Genomic DNA, 20028 nt, shown 5'->3' with positions numbered 1-20028 from the left:
CTTACTTGCTCCCCATGATGCCATTGGGCTTCACCAGAAGCACGATGATCAGGATCACGAAACTCACCGCCACTTTGTAATCGGTCGAAAGCGCCTGGTAGAGCCCGTCTCCGAGCCAGCCCTCCGGCGTCAGATAGCCGAGGATTTTACTCCAGGCATTGGTGATCAGGATCTCGGAAAAGGCGATGACAAAGCCACCGATGATCGCGCCGATGGGCGAGCCAAGCCCGCCGACAATGGCGCTGGCAAAAATCGGCAGCAGCATCCCGAAATAGACGAAGACCCGGTAGTTTTTATCAAGCCCGTAGAGCGTGCCGGCAATGGTCGCCAGCGCCGCCGCGATGATCCAGGTCACCATCACCACGCGGTCCGGATTGATCCCCGACAGCAGCGCCAGATCTTCATTGTCGGAAAAAGCCCGCATCGACTTGCCGGTGCGGGTGCGGTTCAGAAACCAGAACAGTGCCACAACGCAGATCACCGCGACGATCACGGAAACCGCCTGCGAGGTGCGTATCGCCAGAGGCTCGGCGAGGCCCGTGGCGGCGCGGAAGGCGGCGGGTGGCAGCAGGAAGCGCTCGCCATCGGCAAACTGAATCTCGCGCGTGCCAAGGATCATCCGCACCAGGCCATTCATCACGAACATGACGCCGATCGAGGCGATCATCAGGATGATCGGTTTCGCTTTGGCACGGCGGTAAAAGCGGTAGACGACGATATCAGAGCCCAGCACCAGCACCGAGGTCGCGATGATCGAGAATGGCAGCGCGATCAGTGCCGTCGGCAGCGGGCCGGCCGAGACGCCCCAGCTTTGCAGCATCCAGGTGAAAAGGATCGCCATCACCGTGCCAAGCGCCATCGTATCGCCATGCGCGAAATTCGAAAACCTCAGCACCGCGAAGACCAGCGAGACCCCAAGCGCGCCAAGCGCCAGCTGGCTGCCATAGGTCAGCCCCGGCACCAGTATGAAATTGGCGAAAGCCACAAGGGCGTTGAGAATATCCATCAGCCCGTGGCCTCCGTGCAAATCAGCATCTCGGTCTTGTTTTCCGACCAGCCATTGACGCCCTGCAGCATCAGCTGCGCGCCATTCGACGGGGCAAGAAAGAAGACACCATAGAAGTTCGGGCCGATCTGGCCCCCGTAAACAAGATCGCCGCCCGAGGTTCTGTCGAGCATCACAAGATCGGTCGCATAGCCTTGGCTCTGGACCTCAATCTTTTCCGGGCCCGCATGGGTGCGGTAATGGCGGCTCGTCTCTTTGCAGCTGCCGCCGCAACATTCATACCGGACGCTGCAGTCGAGAGTGCGGGCGCTTACACTCTCGGGGGGCAGGGTGCAAAGGACTGCCATGACAAGCGCCGCCTTCCTGGCTGACAGGGGCAGAGCGACGAGGGGCGCGCGTATGTGGAATGAGCAAAAGTGAGCGAAAGCATCACATCTGAAAACCGCATTGCAGCTGAGACGCCGAACCGTCAGCGCGGGGCCCGAAGAAAGCAGAACAGGGGCCAGCGGGGGGATCCTGCGCACCTTTTCAGCCCCCGAGGAAGGACTTGCGGACCTCCGGGTCCGACAGCAGCGCCGCGCCCGTGTCGGTATAGCGGTTCGCGCCCTGAACCAGCACAAAGCCCTTATCCGCGATCTCCAGCGCCTGGCGGGCGTTTTGTTCCACCATCAGGATCGAGATGCCGGTGCGGGCGATCTCGATGATGCGGTCGAACAGCTCATCCATCACGATGGGCGAGACCCCGGCGGTCGGCTCGTCGAGCATCAGCACCCTGGGCCGCGTCATCAATGCGCGCCCGACCGCGACCTGCTGGCGCTGGCCACCGGAAAGCTCGCCCGCCGCCTGGTTGCGCTTTTCCTTCAGGATCGGGAACAGGTCATAGATCTGCGCCATCGTATCCTGGATCCCCTCATCCTCGCGGATGAAGGCGCCCATTTCGAGGTTCTCTTCCACCGTCATCGTGGTGAAAATGTTCTGGGTCTGCGGCACAAACCCCATCCCCTTGCGCACCCGCGCCTGGGGAGAGAGTTTCGTGATATCCTCGCCATCCAGCCGGACCGTGCCGGATCGCAAGGACAGCATGCCGAACACCGCCTTCATCGCGGTGGATTTGCCGGCGCCATTCGGGCCGACGATCACCGCGATCTCGCCCTTTTCTACGGCCAGCGTGCAGGAATGAAGGATATCAACCGGGCCGTAGCCGCCGGTCATGTTTTCGCCGATGAGAAAAGGATGCGCCATTACGCCTCCCCGAAAGTAAGAATGTTGAAATTACCCTGATGCGCGGGGGAGATCCCGACCCACCGCCTCATGCGCCGGCCTTCAGCTTGTTCTTCAGGCCGCGGCCCAGATAGGCCTCGATCACGCGCTCATCGGCGCGCACTTCGGCGGCACTGCCTTCGGCCAGCACCTTGCCTACGGCCATGACGATCACCGGGTCGCAGAAGCGACCGATAAAATCCATGTCATGCTCGATCACGCAGAATGTATAGCCGCGCTCTTTGTTCAGACGGACGATGGCATCGCCGATCGAGTTCAGAAGTGTGCGGTTCACCCCGGCGCCGACCTCGTCCAGAAAGACGACCTTCGCGTCGACCATCATGGTGCGGCCCAGCTCCACGAGCTTTTTCTGCCCGCCGGAAATCTGGCTCGCCTTGTTATCGGCGATATGGCTGATGGTGAGGAATTCAAGCACCTCATCGGCCCTGGCGCGCAGGCGTTCTTCTTCTTCGCGGATCTTGCCGCGTGAGAAGAGGGCGTTCCACAGATGCTCGCCATGCTGCTGGCCCGGCACCATCATCAGATTCTCGCGCACCGTCATCGAGCCGAATTCATGGGCGATCTGGAAGGTGCGCAGCAGGCCCTTATGAAACAGCTCATGCGGCGCAAGGCCGGTGATCTCTTCGCCATCCATAAAGACTTTACCGGATGTCGGCGGCAGACGGCCTGCGATCACATTGAACAGGGTGGATTTCCCGGCTCCGTTCGGACCGATCAGCCCGGTGATCGTGCCCGTGCGGATCTCAAGACTGGCGCCATCGACAGCATGAAAACCGCCAAAATGCCGGTGAAGGTTCTCGACCCGGATCATACACATCCCCTGATTGCCCCCGCTGATACTGCCGTCAGACGCGGCCGGGTGGCGCTTTGTTTGTCACAGGCCCGCGCGGATGCACGGGCCTGCAAGGCCTGTCAAGGCAGAGACCGGGGCAATTCCCCAATGTCAGCCGGAAATCAGTGATATTTCACCGTTTCCCACTTTCCGTCCTTGATTTCATATTCGCGGTAGCGCCCGGTGACGTCGCCATTCTCCAGGAAGGTCACGCCGGTGGCGCCTTCATAGTTGATGGCTTTGCCGGCCGCGATCAGCTCCAGCGCCTTGCCCAGCTCGCCGGGGTTGATCACCTCGCCCGAGCCATCGGCGGGGCCATTGGCGACCTCCATGATCTTGTCTTTGTAGACCTTGGGATCGGTCGACCCGGCGGCCTGCATGGCAAGGATCATGATCGCAGTCGCGTCATAGGTGTTCGGCGCAAAGTTGGTGGTGCCGTCAAAGCTCGGGTCATTGGCGGTGGCCAGGTCCAGATAGGTCTGGTAGCCGGCCGCGTCTGACGACGGGTGCTGGCCGTAAGACCCTTCCAGCGGGGCGCCGATGGCTTCGGTCAGGGATTCCCCGAACATACCGCCCGGCAGGCCAAAGGTCGTGAAGGCGCCGGTATCGACCGCGGCCTGGATGATGCCTTTGCCGCCCTGGTCGACATAGCCCGCCACCACGAGCACATCGCCGCCCGCTGCTGCCAGTGCCGCGACTTCGGCCGAGTAATCGGCTTTGCCGTCATCATGCGATGCGTTGATGGTGACCTTGATCCCCTTGGCTTCGGCAGCCGCAGCAATCGCATCTGCCTGGCCCTTGCCGTAATCCGAGTTGGAATAGGAGATCGCGATCGACTTCACGCCACGCTCGGCCAGAATGTCGCCCATGATGATGCCTTCGCGGGCATCCGAGGGCACGGTGCGGAAGAAGAGACCTTCATCCGGATCATCCGACAAGGCCGGCGAGGTGGCCGAAGGCGAGATCATCACGATCCCATTCGGCATGGCCACATTGGTCAGAACGGCGCGGGTCACGCCCGAGCAATCGGCGCCGATGATGCCCTTGACGCTTTCCGAGGTGATCAGGCGTTCGGCGGCTGCCGTAGCGAGAGCCGCATCAATGCAGCTGCTGTCTGCGCGCACGCCGGAGAAAACCCAGCCATTGGCGGCCTTGCCGGAGTCGTTCACTTCTTTGATCGCCATTTCCGACGCCAGCGCCATATTCGGCGCGATGGTTTCGATGGGGCCGGTGAAGCCGAGCAGGATGCCGAGTTTCACATCCTCAGCCGAGGCCGAGCCAGCCGCCAGCGCGCAGGCCGCAGTGGCCAGCAGAAACTTTTTCATTGATATCTCCCTGATTGGACCGAGATCCTTTCCCGACCCTAGCCGGGCCGATTTCAAAAGAAAAGCGCCGAAAAATCCAGTTAAGAGGGATAAATTCCTTATCCGCCCTCGCAGCGCGGGAGAGCCGCCCCTATCTTTTCTCCCGAAGACTTAACCTGGAGATCTGACCGGAGATGCTGCCCGGGGCTTTGGCGGCAGCTTTGCCGGACGCTCTGGCAGTAGGACGCGGAAGCGAGGGGGGCGTGATGATCAAATCCGTAGTGAAGACGGCTCTGACCGGCCTGGCGTTTGCGCTGCTGGTGGGCGCGGGGGCAGCAGGGGCGCAGGGGAGGGTAGAGACCTCGGCTGGCCCGATGGAGATCACCAGGGTGGCGGCGGGGTTTGAAATGCCATGGGGCTTTGCCTTTTTACCCGATGGCAGCCTGCTGGTAACCGAAAAGGGCGGCAGGCTCTTGCGTTTTGCACAGGGCGAGACGCAGGTGATCAGCGGCCTGCCTGAGGTGGCCGTGCTGGGGCAGGGCGGGCTCCTGGATGTGATGGTGCCGGCCGATTTCGCCACCAGTCGGGAGATCTGGCTGACCTGGGCCGGCCAGAGCGGCGAGGGGCTTGCGATCATGGCCGGGCGGGGGCAGCTCTCTGCGGATAACAGCCGGCTTGAGGATTTCGCGACCCTGTTCACCGGCGATACAGCCGCCGCAAGCCGGCATTTCGGTGCGCGTATCGTCGAGGGGGCCAGGGGCAATATCTTCATCACCACCGGCGACCGTGGCACCGGCCCGGCGGGGCTTGAGGCGCAGGACCCGACCCTGAGCCATGGCAAGGTGATCAGCATCGCGCGTGACGGCAGCCCCGATGTCGCCCAGACCGGCTGGCGCACTGGCATCTTCTCGATCGGGCACCGTAATATCCAGGGCGCCGCCGCCATGCCCGATGGTGGCCTTCTGGTCTCGGAACATGGGGCGAAGGGCGGTGACGAGATCAACCTGTCACAACGGGGCGAGAACTTCGGCTGGCCGGTGATTTCCTACGGGGTGAATTACAATGGTACGAAAATCGGCAGCGGCACTCATGCGGATGGTATGAACCAGCCTCTGCATTACTGGGATCCTTCCATCGCGCCTTCGGGTCTGATGGTCTATTCGGGGGCACTGGTCCCTGCCTGGAAGGGTGATGTCTTCACCGGCTCGCTCAAGCTCGGTTTCATCTCGCGGCTTGATCCCGAAACGCCTGCTGCCACCGGCTGGGCGGAAGAACGGATCACCGCCCCCGAGACCGGCCGCGTGCGCGACATAAGGGAGGGGCCCGATGGGGCCATCTGGTTCCTGTCAGAAACAGCGGGCGCGATCTATCGCCTGGCCCCTGCCGACCAGGGGTGAATCCCGGCAAATCAGGGCTATGGGTGCTCCGGCGCCTCTGGTGGCTGGTCCGTCCAGTTCAGGGTTTTCGCACTTTGGCGCCACGTCAGATCATTTAGGCTATGTTGCACAAATCCGGTGACTGGATTCACGTTTTGAATCCAATGTGATAACCAGGCGGCATGAGCAGGCCGGCGCGCCCGAGTTACAAGACCAGGAACTGGCCGGCCTGCAATGAAGTGCTCAAGCGCCGCGGCTCGCTGACGATCTGGTTCGACCCCGGGATGAACCGGGTTGCCGCGCCAACGGGCGAGCGTAGCCGGCAGCAGGCCGGCAGCGATGCGGCCGTTCAGACCTGCCTTTCGATGAAGGTATTGTCCGGCATGGCGTTGCGGCAAATGACGGGGTTCGTCGAGAGCCTCTTGCGGCTGATGGGTCGGAACCGGGCGGTGCCCGACTTCAGCACGCGGTCTCGCCGCCAGCAGCGACTGGCCGTGACCATTCCGTATCGCGGTTCCAAAGGGCCGCTGCGCTTGCTGATCGACAGTACGGGGATCAAGGTCGAGGATGAAGGTGAGTGGAACGCCCGCAGGCATGGCGGCCCCAAACGGCGGGTCTGGCGCAAAATCCAAATCGGCATCGACGAACGAGTATTGGAGGTCCACGCCGTCGGGATCACGGGAAGCCACATCGGTGATGCTCCGGTTCTGCCCGACCGGATTCCCGAGGATCAGGAGATCGGCAGCGTCACGGCAGACGGTGCCGGCGACACCCGCAATTGCCATGACGCTATTGCCGGGCGTGGCGCAGATGCGGTCATCCCGCCTCGCCGGAAGGCGCTCCCCTGGAAGACCGTCACCGCCGGTGCCATCGCAGGCAACGAAGCTTTGCGGCCCTCGAAGTATCCGGGCCGCACCCTGTGGCGACGATAGAGCGGATACCACCGCCAGAGCCGCGTCGAAACCAGGATACACTGTGTAAAACTTCCGGGTCAGCGTCTCATGGCGCGGGACTTCGATCGCCAGGTCGCGGAACTTCAGGTTCGGATCGCCGTCATGAACGGCTGCACCGCGCTCGGAATGCCCATCACAGAGCCGGGAAACAGGTCTGTCCGGGGAAGGGGAAACCTCGGCTATCAGCCAATTTGTGCAACAGAGCCACGAGCAGGTCGTCAATGCCTGCCAGAAAGCCGCGAATTTGCGGATGGTCTGTAAGAACTCCCTGCGCTACCGGGCCAGAACCGCTTCACCTCATCGGGGGCATCGACCGCTATGAGGATTTCGCCACCAGGTTAAACAGGCTCCTGCGCACACAAATCAGCGCCGATGTGCAGGATCGCAAATCGGGGTACAGATTCGATCTGCCGGATCACGTCGCGGAACAGGCCCATCGTCTTCCGGGCGGGGAATATCACTGGTTCAACAAGTTCGTGGCAACCTCTGCCTGAAACATCCAGCGCGTCCGCAAGGTCCTTTCTTCACCTGCAGGACACTGGCTCCGGAAGGGCTTGAAGCGGGCCCCGCCTCCGGGATAGGGTTCGGGCAGATGCCAGCCATCCGGCAAGCCGACCGACCTGCCGGAGAGTGAACCATGGGCGCCAGCGCCATCACCCCGCGCCGCGTGCCGATCAACCAGATCGCCGCCGCGCCTTTTGATGCCCGCCAGATGGCGCGTGATCTCTTGCGCAGCTGCCGCAGCATTGCGCTGGCAACGCTCGATCAGCACAGCGGCTATCCTTACAGCACGGTGACCAATCTCTCGGTGGAACCCGATGGCAGTCCGCTGTTCTATGCTGCGGGGATCTCGCTGCATGCGCGCAATATCCTTGCTGATCCGCGGATCTCGATGACGCTGGCGCAGGCCGAGGGGCTGGATGTGGTCAGCGAAAGGCGGATGACGCTGGTTGGACGCGCGCTCCCGCTTGAGGGCGAGGCCGCGCGCATCGCGGGCGAGCGATACCGGCGCCGCTTTCCCAAGGCTTCGGCCTATATCCCTCTGAAAGACACCATGTTTTTCCGGGTGGCGGTCGAGGCGATCCATTTCAATGGCGGGGCCGCGCGCAATACCGATCAGCTGACAGTGGCAGATCTGCATTGCGATCTCGCCGGTGCCGATGATCTGATGCGCCATGAGGCCGAAGAGATCGCCCGCCTGCAGGCCGATCGCGAGAGTTTCGCCTTTCTGACCGCGAAGGCGGGCGGCGCGCGGGGGCGCTGGCGGATCGCGACCATAGACCCCGAGGGGATCGACCTGGCGGCTGAACGTGCCCTGTACAGGATCTGGTTTCCGCAGCGTGTCATCAGCCGGGCAGAGCTGCGCGCGATGCTCGCGGGGCTCTGTGTCCAGGCCCGGGGGGCGCTGCCTGCCGTGGCGGCGATGCCGCAACTTCGGGGGAAACTTTAATCTCTGTTTAATAAATTCGCGCCGCCACATTGCCCCGGACGAGACTATTTCCTAAAACGCTGACGCCCGGGCGTGATGCGTCCGGCACCAGACACGATCCGAGACAGTTGGGCCAGGATATCTGTGGCACCGGCGATCCAGGGGAAGTCATTTCCCTGAGTCAGATCCGGAGACAGCAATGTCCTATCCTCATGGCGCATATCCGCGCCTTTTCTCGACCCGTTTCTTCGCGCTTTTGCTGGGCAGCAGCATCCTGGCGCAATACCCGCTTTCCGCCACCGCGCAGACCACAGGTGAAGACGAGACCAGCACGGCGGTGCCGCATAACCTGGGCACCATCTTCCTGACCGGCGAAGGGCTTACGCTCGGCGTCGCAGGCGATGCGGTCTATGAGACACCGGCCCCGGTCAGCGCGATTTCCGGCGCCGATATCCTTGGCCGCTATTCCGGCAATGCCCAGACCGCCTTGCGCGCAATCCCCGGTGTGTTTTCGCGCCAGCAGGCCAACCAGCCGGGGATCGAGGTCAATATTCGTGGCATGAGCGGCTATGGCCGGGTCACCGCGATGATCGACGGCGTGCCGCAGACCTTCAAAAATATCGGCGGCCACGAATCCTCCGGCGGCTCGATGCTTTATGTGCATCCCGAGCTGACCGGCGCGGTCGAAGTGGTGCGCGGCGCGGTTTCGGGCGCCCATGGCTCCGGCACGCTGACGGGGGCTGCGAATTTCCGCACGCTCGCGATTGATGATGTTGTGCCGGAGGGCGAGACGCGTGGCGGGATGCTGCGGCTGAAGGGCGGCTCGAACGGCTATGACCAGTCGGGGATGCTGGCTTACGGGCAGCGCTTTACCGGCCTTTGGGGCGGTGAGGGGGAGGTCAATGTGATGGCCGCGATCGCCCATACCTCGCAAAGCGATTACGAGAATGGCGAGGGCATCGTGGTCGCGGGCAAGGGCGCCTCGAATTCGCCGAAGGGCGGGCTGGTGAAATTCGAGGTCAAGCCGAATTCCGAACATACATTCGCCTTCGGCACCCGCTGGTATCGCAACCAGTTCATCAACTCGAATTACAACTGGGATATCGACAACCAGACCGACACGCTGTCCTGGAAATGGCGGCCGGACAATCAGTGGATCAACCTTGATCTCGAACTGTTCCATAATGAGGAAGAGCTGAACTACCGCCCCGGCTCGACCGGTGGCTATACCGGGCGGCGCACCGCCGATGTCACCAAAGGCGCGAGCCTGACGAACCATGCCAATGTCGATCTGTCGAATGGCGTGAACCTTGATCTGACCTTCGGCGTCAGCTGGCAGCAAAACGACTTCAGAACCTATGAGCGGCGCGGTGGCAACCATCCGGGAACGCTCGACAAATCTTCGCTGTTTTCCGAAGCGGTGGCCGATTTTGGCCGCTGGAGCCTGATCGGCGGTCTGCGCTATGATCATTGGGAGGTTTCGGGCACCCGGACGGCTCCGGCGAATGAATATGTCGAACGCTCGGGCGGCGAAGTGCTGCCGAAGCTCGGTCTCTCCTTTGATCTGACACCGGAGATCGAGCTTTACGGCACCTATTCCCACACCTTCCGGCCGCCAAGCTCGCATGAGGTGTTCTATGCCAATGTGCCGTTCAACACCGGTGTCGGCAGCTCGAACAACAACAATCTGGATCTGAAGCCGGAACTGTCGAAAGGCGTTGATCTGGGCGTGAACTGGCGGCGTGACGGGCTGTTCAGCGCCGATGACCAGGTGCGACTGAAGGTTGGTTACTTCAACAACCGGATCAAAAACTACATCGTCAATGATCTGCAGGGCGGCGTGGTTCGCTGGGTGAATACCGATGGCACGGTGAAAAGCCATGGCGTCGAGATCGAGGGCGCTTATGATGCCGGGCTCTATTACGTCAATATAGGGTATTCCGACAGCAAGACCGATGATGTGCCGACGGGCTTCGGCACCGGTGGCGGCAATGGGGAAGGCTCGATCCAGCCTGACCGCGTGGCGACCGTCGATTTCGGTGTGCGGCTCCTCGATCAGCGGCTGCAACTGGGCGCGCAATATCGCTATGTCGGCACCGGCAAAGAGGCCGAGTTCTTCAATGGCTGGCAGGAGACCGCAGCCTATGACCTCTGGGATCTCTATGGCAGCTATAAGATCAATGACACGGTTCAGGCCTTCTTCTCGGTCGAGAATGTTACCGACAAGACCTATGGCTATGCTGGTTCGGGGCTGAACAATTACCGGTCTGAATCCGGGCGGGGCCGGACCTTTATCATGGGGATGACCGCGCGGTTCTGATCGGATATCGCGACTGAAACGGGCCGGCCCTGTCATGTGGGGCCGGCCTTTTCATAGGCTGGTATCAGCCCAGCGTCAGGCGCTGACAGGTTCCAAGCGCCTTTGGCTCATCATGTGAGACACAAAGGATCGTCGCCTCCGGCAGATCACGGGTCAACAGCGCCAGCATCTCGTCGGCCGCCGCCGCATCGAGGGCGCTGGTCGCCTCGTCCAGGATGATAAAGCCGGGCCGCGCCAGCAAAAGCCGTGCAAAGCCGAGCCGCTGGCGCTCGCCCCCGGAAAGGGTCTTGAGGGGCGTATCGGGGGAAACAGCGCCAAGCCCGGTCAGGCGCAGCGCGGCCTCGATCTGCAAAGGATCGCATTCCGCCGGGTCCAGCGGGTAGCAGGCGGCGGCGGCGAGGCTTTCGGGGAAGAGGCGCGGCTCTTGCGACAGCACGGTCGGGGCATGGGCCGGCAGCCCGATCTGGCCCTCGCCATAGGGCCAGAGGCCGGTGATCGCGGCGACAAGCGTGCTTTTGCCCTGGCCGGACGCCCCCGTGATCCAGAGCCGTTCGCCGGGCGCAAGGGTCAGATCCGGAACCGGTGCCAGCGCCCGTCCCTCAGGGGTGAAAAGACGCAGCCCGCGCAGCTGCAGCCCGCCATCCTCTGTTGCGGCGCGGGTGATCGCCCGGGGTGGTTCCGGGCGCAGCTCTGGCCGCGCCGCTGCGGCGAAAAGGCCATCGAGACGCTCGGATACGGCCACGAACTGCGCCAGATCGCGGTAGGAAAAGATGAACCAGCTCAGCGTTGTGACGACATTCGAGAAGGCCGCCGCAAGCTGCATCAGCCCGCCAAGCGTCACCGCCCCCGCGAAATAGGCCGGCAGGGCAAAGAATGTCGGCACCCGCAGCACGGTCTGGAAATAGCTGCGTGAGAAAAGGCCAAAGATGAATTCGCGCCGGATCAGCTGGTTCCAGTTGACACGCAAGGCGCCGAAAAGCCGCAAGAGCCGCCGCGTCTCGGCCGCTTCGCCCCCCGATTGCGCGATGGGGCTGGCCTCTTCCCGCAGCTGCACCAGGGCATGGCGGAAATCGGCCTCGCGTTTTTCCTGGGTGAAAAGCAGGGACTTCAGCGGCCGGCCAAGGAAATGCGTCGCAAGCGAGGATATGGCCACATAGAGAAAGGCAAGGATTACCATATATCTCTGAATTTCAATATCATGTCCCGCGATGCTGAAGCTGAGAGTGAAGTCTGAAAGCGTCCAGAGCAGGGTGACATAAGAGACCAGCGCCACGATATTCGAGATCAGATCGAGGGTCTCGATCAGCAGTTTCTCGGCGAAAATCCGGCAATCCTCGGCCACGCGCTGGTCAGGGTTGTCGACCGGCACTGCCGAAAACCCCGGCCTGAGATACCAATAGGCCCGGCGCCCGACCCAGAGGTCGAGGGCGCGCGCGGTCAGCCGGCTGCGCAGCCGCATCAAAAGCCGTTTGCGCAGCCATTCTCCGATAAGGAAAATCGCAACCGAAGTCATGGTGAGCGCGAAGAACACCCCGATCTGACGCATCGCCTCGGGGGCGTTCATCTGTTCGAGCGCGTCGAAAAAGGCCTTGTTCCAGGCAATGGTCCGGAGCGAGATCCAGACGCCGGCGAATTGCAGCCCCAGAACGATGGAATAGGTGAAAAGGGCAATCGATGTCCCCGGGCCGGAGAGCGCGATTTTGGTCAGCCGCCAGATGCGGCCTGCGAGCTTTCTCATATTTGTCCGCTTTATATGCGCGCCGCATGTCTCAACGTTGGCGCGGCAGGGCGTCAGCGCGAGAGGATGCGGATCTGTTGCAGGGGCCGCTCGGGGCTCGCGCTTATGTCACGGTCACGGGGCCTTCTTCTCAGGAAGGGCCCGCCCGGACCGGCTGGCGGCAAGGGACTGTCCCTGCGCTAGCAATTTGTCGCAGGGGTCGCAATATGGTCTTTCGCATGCAGGGCGGGCTGGCTATCGTCCGCCGCGCCGTAGCCCGAGTTCCAGCCAGCGGATTTGTGACCAAAGGCTATCCGGAGACCTCCCATGCCAAGCATAGACGCCGCCATCACTCCGCGTGATATCGAGATCAACCCGAGTGCAGCTGCGGAATTCGATCCGCGTGGGGCGGGCCAGGTGCTTTTGCACGAAAGCCGCAATGCCGCGCTCTCGACGCTGGATCCCGGCGGTTTTCCTTATGGTGTGGTGACCAATATCCTGCCCGATTACGATGGAAGCCCGGTGTTTTTCACCGCGCGGCTGGCGCTGCATGCAAGAAATATCGCAGCCGATGACCGGGTCTCGCTGGCGCTGGCAGGGTTTGACAGGCCGGACGCGCTGACGCAGCCGAGGATGACACTTGTGGGTCATGCAAAGCGGGTCGGGCCGGAGCGGATGGCGGCCTTGAGCGCGCGCTACGCGGCGCGGTTCCCGAAAGCAAAGCTCTATCTGCAACTCCCCGATGCGGCGCTGTTCCGGATCGAGGTTCTGGGCGTCACTGTCGGCGGCGGTCCAGGGCGCAATGCCTCGGATATCGGGTTCGACGCCTATCGCATTGATCTTGCCGGGGCAGAGGGGCTGATCGCGGCTGAGGGCGCGGTTCTGGCAGAGCTGAATGCCGCACCGGCACGACTGGGCGAGATGGCTGTTGGCGCCGGGGCGGCGGCGGGGCGCTGGAAGGCGATTGCGCTGGATCCGGCGGGGCTGGTTCTGGCCTCGGGCGAGCGGCTGTTGCGGCTCGACCTGCCGGAGCGGGTGGTGACGGCAGAGGGCTTTATGGCCGCAGCCGCGCGGATGGCCGGCGTCTGACCGGCGGGGCAGATCGAGGGTGAGGGGGGGGGCTGCTTCCTGACCCCAGGCCCCCTGACCCCGGGAGTGTTCAGATCAGCAGGAAGATCACAGCGCGAGAAGGGTATTCGTGAGCGCGGATTCCGGATCGGCGAGGGCGTCGGACACGTTCAGGTGGTGTTTGCCCGGGGCAGCGGACCAGGGGCAGGACCATTCCTCCGAGAGGATACGGGCCTGTGCGAGGAAGGCGGGGCGCTCCTCTGCGCCGACATGGATATGGGCGGAGATGCCGGGGGCGAGCCTCAGGCGCGCGGGGCTTTCGCGGGCGGCCTCATCCGCGGTGATCCGCAGCGTTTCGTTCATTTTCGTGGCCATCAGGGGGCCAAGTTCGCTGAGGGGCGAGATCGGGACGGTGCGGGCGATGGGCAAGGCAAGATCGGTGCAGGCAAGACGTGCGGCCAGGTGTCCGCCTGCGGAATGACCGGTTGCGATGATCGGGCCGGGATGGTCTTGCACGATCAGCCGGGTGAGATGGGCCATCTCCTGCACCATCTGCGTGAGGCTTGCATCGGGGGCGAGGCTGTAGGACGGCATGACGACACGCCAGCCATGCGCGAGCGGGCCGGCGGCGAGATGCGACCAGCTCTCGCGGCCAAAGGCCATCCAGTACCCGCCATGAATGAAGAGGACGCTCCCCCGGGCCGTGCCTTCCGGTTCGAAGAGATCATAGACCTGGCGTGGCCCGGTGCCATAGGGCAGATCAGGGCGCGCACGGGTGCCGAGGCTGTCCCGGAAGGCACGGGCCATTTCTGTCCAGCGGGCGGGGAAGAGCGCGGCATCTGCGATAAAGGCGCCATTGGCATAGTCACGGTCAGGATCAGGCCAGGCATAGGGCGGGCGCGTCATTCAGCTCATCCTCTCTGGGTCTCTGCCCGTAAACGGGCGAATGGCCCTTCCTGAGGTATAGACCGGCTCGCGCAGCAGGAACAGGAGATCGTCGGGTCCATGGTCCCGCTGACAAAGGGCCTTATGGCCTGACGCGTCGAGGCCGGGTCGCCCGTCCGGTCGGGGGTGCCGGCAGCCCGGCTCTGCTTCGCGGCGGGGCGGATGAGAAAAGGGGCAGGGCGTCCGGCCCTGCCCCTTTTGGCTGTGGTGTCACTGATGCTCTGGCGCAAGTCCGCGATCAGTCTTTCGCGCGTTCCACATAGGAATTGTCATCGGTATTGATGACGATGCGGGTCTCGGCGCCGATATGGGCCGGCACCATCACCCGCAGCCCCGAGGTGGTCATCGCGGGCTTATAGGAGGAGGAGGCGGTCTGGCCTTTGACGACCGGCTCGGTCTCGGCGATTTCGACGGTGATCTTTTGCGGCACTTCGATGGCGATCGGCGCGCCTTCATAGGTCTTGACGTAGCAACGCATGCCTTCGGTCAGATAGACCTTGCTGTCGCCCATGACGTCGGCGGTGACGACGACCTGGTCATAGCTTTCGGGCTGCATGAAATGGAAGCCCTCGCCATCCTCATAGAGGAAGTCGTAATCGCGTTCGTCCACGGTGGCCTTTTCGACCTGGTCGGTGGTTTTCCAGCGTTCCGAGACCTTCACCCCGTCCGAGATGCGGCGCATATCGACGGAGGTCGTGGGGGTGCCTTTGCCGGGACGATAGGTTTCGGCCGAAAGGACGGCGTAGAGTTTGCCGTCCACCTCAACCACATTGCCCTTGCGAAGCGATGACGCGATGACTTTCACGGGTGAATATCCTTTGATATGCGGATGCGCGACCGGGAAGGCTGAAGGCTCCGGCCAGCGATTGCGCTCCGGTTAGCGTATGATGTGTCAGATTTCCAGCAGGAATGGCGAAGATGAGCGGCAGAGACGGTGAAATGCGTGATCCGGGCCAGGGTCAGTGGTGGCAGCCGTCGCGCCATGCGGACCGGCGCCCGGCCTTGCTGGAGCGCAACCGCATCCAGGCGCGGATCAGGTCATGGCTGGCGGAAGAGGGGTTTACCGAGGTTGATCCGGCAGGACTGCAGGTCAGCCCGGGCAATGAGGCGCATCTGCACGCCTTCCGCACCACGGCCATCGGCAATGATGGCGGCGCGCGCGAAATGTATCTGCATACCTCGCCGGAATTTGCGATGAAGCGGCTGCTGGCGGCTGGTGAGACCCGCATTCACGCCTTTTCGCATGTCTGGCGCAATCGCGAGCGCGGGGTTTTGCACGAGCCGGAATTCACGATGCTGGAATGGTACCGGGTGGGCGAGGATTACACCCGGCTTATGGAGGATATAGCGGCCTGGCTGCGGCTTGCGCAGCCGGACGGGGTTTTGCGGTTTCGCGACCGGGTCTGTGATCCGGGCCTGCCCTTTGAGCGGCTGAGCGTCGCGGAGGCGTTTTCGCGCCATGCCGGGATTGATCTCATGGCGACGATGGATGCGGCGGGCGTCACCGATGCGCCGGCGCTGGCGGCGCAGATGGACCATGCGGGGATCCGCCATATGGCGGGCGAGACCTGGTCGGATCTTTTCAGCCGGGTGCTTTCGGAGCGGGTCGAGCCGCATCTGGGGCTGGGGCGGCTGACGGTGCTCGATCATTATCCGGCCTGCGAGGCGGCGCTGGCACGGCGCGTGCCGGGGGAGGCGCGGCTGGCTGAACGCTTCGAGGTCTATGCCTGCGGGGTGGAGCTGGCCAATGGCTTTGGCGAATTGACCGATCCGGTGGAGCAGCGCGCGCGGTTTGAGGAGGAAATGGCGATCAAGGCGCGGCTTTACGGCGAGACCTATCCGATTGATGAGGATTTTCTGGCAGCGCTGGCATTGATGCCGCCGGCGGCGGGCTGCGCGCTTGGGTTTGACCGGCTGGTGATGCTGGCCCTGGGGGCGCCGCGGATCGCGGATGTAATATGGGTTCCGGCGGGGTGATCCCGGGCTGGCCGGGTCAGGGGGCGCTGCCCCCGTCTGCCTGCGGCAGCCCCCCGGGATATTTTTGGACAGATGAAAGCGGCAGTTGGCGCGTGAAGGGGCCGCGTCGCTTGAGGTGGGGGCGCTTCTCCTGTATCGGCGGAGGGAAAGTGCCATACGCCCGTTCGGAAAGATGCCCAGATGAAATTCCTTGATCTTGCCAAAGTCTATATCCGCTCGGGCGGCGGTGGCGCGGGCTGTGTCTCGTTCCGGCGCGAGAAGTTCATCGAATTCGGCGGACCGGATGGTGGCGATGGCGGGCGTGGCGGTTCGGTCTGGGCGGTTGCGGTCGAGGGGCTGAACACGCTGATCGACTATCGCTACCAGCAGCATTTCTTTGCCAAAAATGGCCAGCATGGCATGGGCAGCCAGAAGACCGGCAAATCGGGCGATGATATTATCCTGAAAGTGCCGCTGGGGACCGAGATCCTTGATGAGGATGAGGAAACCGTGCTGGCGGATCTGACCGAGCCGGGGCAGCGCGTGCTGCTGGCCCAGGGCGGCAATGGCGGCTGGGGCAATCTGCAGTTCAAATCCTCGACCAACCGCTCGCCCAACCGGGCCAATCCGGGGATTCCCGGGGTGGAGCGGACGATCTGGCTCAGGCTGAAGCTGATCGCCGATGCGGGGCTGGTCGGGCTGCCGAATGCCGGCAAGTCGACATTCCTCGCGGCCGTGTCGAATGCGCGGCCAAAAATCGCGGATTACCCGTTCACGACTTTGGTGCCGAACCTTGGTGTGGTCGGCATTGACGGGCGTGAATTCGTGATGGCCGATATTCCGGGGCTGATCGAGGGGGCGTCTGAGGGGCGCGGCCTTGGCACGCAGTTCCTCGCCCATGTCGAGCGTTGCAAGGTGTTGCTGCATCTGGTGGACGGGACGTCTTCGACCATCACCAAAGATTACCGCACGATTGTGACGGAGCTGGAGGCCTATTCCGAAATCTTAGGCGACAAGCCCCGCATTCTGGCGCTGAACAAGACCGATGCGATGGATGCGAAGCAGATCTCGGATCGCAGGCGGGCGCTGGAAAAAGCGAGCGGCGGCCCGGTCTATGTGATTTCGGGCGCAGCACAGAAGGGGATCACCGAAGTGTTGCGGGCATTGATGGCAGAGATCCGGATGACCGGAGTCGAAGAAGAGGAAAGCGGGCCGTGGCAGCCCTGAGCGACAGAGTGAGCGTTTTGCAGGCGCCCGATATCCGGGCCGCGCGTCGTCTTGTGGTGAAGATCGGCTCGGCCTTGCTGGTCGACCGCGCAAAGGGGCTGCGCCAGGCCTGGCTTTCTGCGCTGGCGCTGGATGTGGCAGAGGCGCGGGTTCGCGGCACCCAGGTGGTGCTGGTGTCTTCGGGCTCGATCGCTTTGGGGCGGATGGTTCTGGGGCTGCCGGCCTCGGGCGAGCTGTCTTTGGAACAGGCCCAGGCGGCGGCGGCGGTCGGGCAGATCCGGCTGGCGCGCGCCTATGAAGAGGTGCTGGCGCCGCATGGCATCACCACGGCGCAGATCCTTGTAACACTGGAGGATACCGCCGACCGGCGCCGTTATCTGAATAGCCGCGCGACGATGGAGACGCTGCTGGGGCTTGGCGTTGTGCCGATCGTCAATGAAAATGACACAGTCGCGACCGATGAGATCCGCTTTGGCGACAATGACCGGCTGGCAGCGCAGATCGCGGTGACGGCGGGGGCGGATCAGCTGGTGCTTTTGTCGGATGTGGATGGATTCTATTCCGCCAATCCGAAGGAAGATCCGACGGCGGTGAGGTTCGACCTGGTGGATCACATCACGCCCGCGATCGAGGCGATGGCCGGGGATCCGATCTCCGGGCTCTCGAAGGGGGGCATGAAGACCAAGCTGATGGCGGCGAAGACGGCCGTTGCCGGGGGCTGCGCCATGGCGATCATGGAGGGCTCGCCCTTGCGGCCGCTGAAAGCGCTGGCCGAAGGGGCGAACCGGACCTGGTTCGTGGCAGAGGCCGATCCGCAGGCGGCGCGCAAACGCTGGATCAATGCGATGAAGGAAAAGGGCCGGGTCCGGGTGGATGAGGGCGCGGTAAAGGCGCTGCGTCAGGGCAAGAGCCTGCTCCCCGCCGGAGTGGTCGCAGTTGAAGGGCGGTTCGGGCGCGGCGAGCCGGTGGGGATCATCGGGCCCTCGGGCGAAGCGCTTGGCAAGGGCCTGATCCGCTATACATCTGACGAGGCACGGGCGATTGCCGGGCATCGCTCGGGCGAGATCGAAGCAATACTGGGCTATCAGGGCCGGGCGGCTTTGGTGCATCGTGATGACATGGTGATGTGAAACCGAGCGGGGATACGGGCGGGTCTGACAGCCGGGGGCCAGCCCCCGGACGCCCGGAGTATGTAATCAAGAGGAAGGCCTGAAAAGGAAGAGGTGAAGCTATGGATGGTCAGTTTCTGGATCTGATGACACAGATTGGATCGGCTGCGCGTGAGGCGGCGGCGGAACTGGCTTTTGCACCACCAGAGCAGAAGACGGCGGCTTTGTTTGCGGCGGCCGATGCGATTGACTCAAGTGTTGATCTGATCCTTGACGCCAATGCGAAGGATATGGATTTCGCTCGCGCGAAAGGGATCTCGCCCGCCATGCTGGACCGGCTGCGGCTGGACGGGGACCGTATCGCAGGGATTGCCGCTGCGCTGCGCGAGGTGGCGCGCCAGCCTGATCCGGTGGGCCGTGTGCTTGAGGAATGGGACCGGCCCAACGGGCTGCAGATCCGGCGGGTGGCGACGCCTCTGGGTGTGGTCGGCGTGATCTATGAAAGCCGGCCCAATGTCACGGCGGATGCCGGGGCCCTGTGTCTCAAGGCCGGCAATGCCGTCATTTTGCGCGGCGGCTCGGAGAGCTTCCATTCCTCGGGCGCGATCCATGGTTGTATGGTTCTGGGGCTGAAAAAGGCCGGGCTGCCGGAGGCCGCGATCCAGCTGGTTCCGGTCAGGGACCGCGATATGGTCTCGGCCATGCTCACGGCGGTGAATTACATCGACGTGATCGTGCCGCGGGGCGGCAAGGGGCTGGTGGGCCTGGTGCAGCGCGAAGCGCGGGTGCCGGTTTTCGCGCATCTGGAAGGCATTTGCCATGTCTATGCCGATGGCGCGGCGGATCTGGAAAAGGCGCGGCGGGTGGTGCTGAACGCCAAGACCAGGCGCACGGGCATCTGTGGATCTGCTGAATGCCTGCTGATTGACCGGGCGTTTTATGCGAAACACGGTGCGGTGCTGATCGAGGATCTGGTGAAGGCCGGGGTCGAGGTCAGAACCGAGGGTGACTTGCTGCAGGTCTCTGGCACGGTCGAGGCGCAACCAGATGATTTCGGGCGCGAATTCCTGGATATGATCATCGCAGCCAGACTGGTTGACGGGGTGGACGGCGCGATTGCCCATATTCGCCGCTACGGCTCCAACCACACGGAAGCGGTGCTGACCGAGGATGATGCAGTGGCGGCGCGCTTCTTCCAGCGGCTCGATTCGGCGATTTTGATGCGCAATGCCTCGACCCAGTTTGCCGATGGTGGTGAGTTCGGGATGGGCGGCGAGATCGGTATTGCCACCGGCAAGATGCATGCGCGCGGGCCGGTCGGTGCCGCACAATTGTGCAGCTTTAAATATCTTGTGACCGGCGACGGCACCATTCGCGGCTGAACGGCACGCGACGGGCGCCGAATGGGCGTCAGACTGCCGGAAGGGCCTTGTCTTTACGGCAACATATTGCCCGCATACCCCGGTATGCGGGCTTTGTGCTGGCGGTATCTGTTCCCCCGGGCG

At 63.2% G+C, this 20028-nt stretch carries 16 protein-coding genes and 1 pseudogene; 9 read left to right on the top strand and 8 right to left on the bottom strand.

Features of this window, described 5'->3' with window-relative positions; all coding sequences use genetic code 11:
- Position 1: 1 nt before the first annotated feature.
- The 5 genes from AC4FS3_RS06335 to AC4FS3_RS06315 all read right to left on the bottom strand — a co-directional run bounded on the left by AC4FS3_RS06335 (position 2) and on the right by AC4FS3_RS06315 (position 4444).
- A complete protein-coding gene (locus AC4FS3_RS06335) occupies positions 2-1006 on the bottom strand; it encodes a branched-chain amino acid ABC transporter permease (RefSeq protein WP_491019808.1) in 1005 nt (334 codons plus the stop codon).
- On the bottom strand, positions 1006-1353 hold the full coding sequence (locus AC4FS3_RS06330; protein WP_491019807.1) for a hypothetical protein: 348 nt from the start codon (positions 1351-1353) through the stop codon (positions 1006-1008). Before AC4FS3_RS06330 ends, AC4FS3_RS06335 begins: the two co-directional genes overlap by 1 nt.
- 181 nt (positions 1354-1534) lie before the next feature.
- A complete protein-coding gene (locus AC4FS3_RS06325) occupies positions 1535-2248 on the bottom strand; it encodes an ABC transporter ATP-binding protein (RefSeq protein ID WP_491019806.1) in 714 nt (237 codons plus the stop codon).
- A 67-nt stretch (positions 2249-2315) separates the two neighbouring features.
- On the bottom strand, positions 2316-3098 hold the full coding sequence (locus tag AC4FS3_RS06320; RefSeq protein ID WP_491019805.1) for an ABC transporter ATP-binding protein: 783 nt from the start codon (positions 3096-3098) through the stop codon (positions 2316-2318).
- 143 nt (positions 3099-3241) lie between these two features.
- A complete protein-coding gene (locus tag AC4FS3_RS06315) occupies positions 3242-4444 on the bottom strand; it encodes an ABC transporter substrate-binding protein (RefSeq protein ID WP_283177992.1) in 1203 nt (400 codons plus the stop codon).
- 245 nt (positions 4445-4689) lie between these two features.
- On the opposite strand from AC4FS3_RS06315, the gene AC4FS3_RS06310 reads away from it, so the two are divergent.
- The 4 genes and pseudogenes from AC4FS3_RS06310 to AC4FS3_RS06295 all read left to right on the top strand — a co-directional run bounded on the left by AC4FS3_RS06310 (position 4690) and on the right by AC4FS3_RS06295 (position 10501).
- Entirely contained in the window at positions 4690-5820 is a 1131-nt protein-coding gene (locus AC4FS3_RS06310; RefSeq protein ID WP_491019804.1) for a PQQ-dependent sugar dehydrogenase, read from the top strand.
- A gap of 161 nt (positions 5821-5981) precedes the next feature.
- Positions 5982-6893 (top strand): annotated as a pseudogene (locus AC4FS3_RS06305) (IS5 family transposase); the annotation flags it as partial.
- A 496-nt stretch (positions 6894-7389) separates the two neighbouring features.
- On the top strand, positions 7390-8202 hold the full coding sequence (locus AC4FS3_RS06300; RefSeq protein ID WP_491019803.1) for a HugZ family pyridoxamine 5'-phosphate oxidase: 813 nt from the start codon (positions 7390-7392) through the stop codon (positions 8200-8202).
- A gap of 178 nt (positions 8203-8380) precedes the next feature.
- Positions 8381-10501 carry a TonB-dependent receptor domain-containing protein gene (locus tag AC4FS3_RS06295; protein ID WP_491019802.1) on the top strand — a complete coding sequence of 707 codons (2121 nt, stop codon included), beginning with the start codon at positions 8381-8383 and terminating at the stop codon, positions 10499-10501.
- A gap of 64 nt (positions 10502-10565) precedes the next feature.
- Here the strand turns inward: AC4FS3_RS06295 and AC4FS3_RS06290 are convergent, their stop codons facing one another.
- Positions 10566-12239: an ABC transporter ATP-binding protein/permease gene (locus AC4FS3_RS06290; RefSeq protein WP_491019801.1), complete on the bottom strand. Its 1674-nt coding sequence runs from the start codon at positions 12237-12239 to the stop codon at positions 10566-10568.
- 306 nt (positions 12240-12545) lie between these two features.
- On the opposite strand from AC4FS3_RS06290, the gene AC4FS3_RS06285 reads away from it, so the two are divergent.
- The gene (locus AC4FS3_RS06285) at positions 12546-13307 is read left to right on the top strand and encodes a HugZ family pyridoxamine 5'-phosphate oxidase (RefSeq protein ID WP_491019800.1); all 762 of its coding nucleotides are present in this window, start codon (positions 12546-12548) and stop codon (positions 13305-13307) included.
- Between the two features lie 87 nt (positions 13308-13394).
- Here the strand turns inward: AC4FS3_RS06285 and AC4FS3_RS06280 are convergent, their stop codons facing one another.
- Positions 13395-14192: an alpha/beta hydrolase gene (locus tag AC4FS3_RS06280; protein WP_491019799.1), complete on the bottom strand. Its 798-nt coding sequence runs from the start codon at positions 14190-14192 to the stop codon at positions 13395-13397.
- Positions 14193-14469: 277 nt separating this feature from the next.
- Positions 14470-15036, bottom strand: a complete 567-nt coding sequence (gene efp / locus AC4FS3_RS06275; protein ID WP_198836773.1) for an elongation factor P — start codon at positions 15034-15036, stop codon at positions 14470-14472.
- 113 nt (positions 15037-15149) lie between these two features.
- Between efp and epmA the strand changes: the two genes are divergently transcribed.
- The 4 genes from epmA (at position 15150) to AC4FS3_RS06255 (ending at position 19905) form a co-directional block, all read left to right on the top strand.
- Entirely contained in the window at positions 15150-16208 is a 1059-nt protein-coding gene (gene epmA / locus AC4FS3_RS06270; protein WP_491019798.1) for an EF-P lysine aminoacylase EpmA, read from the top strand.
- A gap of 180 nt (positions 16209-16388) precedes the next feature.
- Positions 16389-17414 carry a GTPase ObgE gene (obgE, locus tag AC4FS3_RS06265; protein ID WP_198836774.1) on the top strand — a complete coding sequence of 342 codons (1026 nt, stop codon included), beginning with the start codon at positions 16389-16391 and terminating at the stop codon, positions 17412-17414.
- Positions 17411-18544 carry a glutamate 5-kinase gene (gene proB / locus AC4FS3_RS06260; RefSeq protein WP_491019900.1) on the top strand — a complete coding sequence of 378 codons (1134 nt, stop codon included), beginning with the start codon at positions 17411-17413 and terminating at the stop codon, positions 18542-18544. The genes obgE and proB overlap by 4 nt, the downstream gene beginning before the upstream one ends.
- A 101-nt stretch (positions 18545-18645) precedes the next feature.
- Positions 18646-19905: a glutamate-5-semialdehyde dehydrogenase gene (locus tag AC4FS3_RS06255; RefSeq protein WP_491019797.1), complete on the top strand. Its 1260-nt coding sequence runs from the start codon at positions 18646-18648 to the stop codon at positions 19903-19905.
- Positions 19906-20028 lie beyond the last annotated feature (123 nt).

It is taken from the genome of Pseudogemmobacter sp. TB195, from assembly GCF_058313095.1.
The sequence above is the reverse complement of the archived record's forward strand: the minus strand, read 5'-3'. Positions and strand labels throughout refer to the sequence as shown.